This window comes from Agrobacterium sp. a22-2 (assembly GCF_012276985.1).
Classification (GTDB): domain Bacteria; phylum Pseudomonadota; class Alphaproteobacteria; order Rhizobiales; family Rhizobiaceae; genus Allorhizobium.
The window spans coordinates 1-448 of sequence record NZ_JAAXMM010000058.1 but is presented as its reverse complement, the minus strand read 5'-3'; the positions used below and the strand labels follow the sequence as shown (position 1 = coordinate 448).

Below are 448 nucleotides of genomic sequence, written 5' to 3'. Positions count from 1 at the left end.
CTGCAGGCGCAGTTCCTGGAAGAGTTTGAGGCCGGTCTGTACGGTTATACGTATCTGGAAGACGAGTAACCGCCTTCTTCATGGGGGGCGATATCGGCCCTCTTGAAGCATGGATAAAATGCGGCCATAATCTGCCGTATCGGTAGCACCGAAACACACATCGAATAAATCCCTTTCTCGTCGGGCTAACGACGCGGGAGGGATTTTTTTTTGTAACGGCCCGGCGTCTGCGCCCGGCAACTTGTTGAACTACGAGGGTTTACTATGAGCACCTTAGGCCATCAGTCCGATAATTCATTAGTGTCCAACGCCTTTGGTTTCCTGCGCTTTCCGCTGAACTTCATGCCTTACGACAGCGATGCAGAGTGGGTCATCACCGGCATTCCGTTTGACATGGCGACCTCCGGTCGCGCCGGCGGCCGTCATGGCCCGGCGGCCATCCGCCAGG

Annotated in this window: 2 protein-coding genes; both read left to right on the top strand. The window is 55.8% G+C overall.

Annotated features, from left to right (window positions below; genetic code table 11):
- Entirely contained in the window at positions 1–69 is a 69-nt protein-coding gene (locus HFC70_RS27340; RefSeq protein ID WP_162004309.1) for a hypothetical protein, read from the top strand.
- Between the two features lie 195 nt (positions 70–264).
- The coding region (locus HFC70_RS27335) for an arginase family protein (protein ID WP_210259463.1) at positions 265–448 on the top strand (184 nt) is incomplete at its 3' end.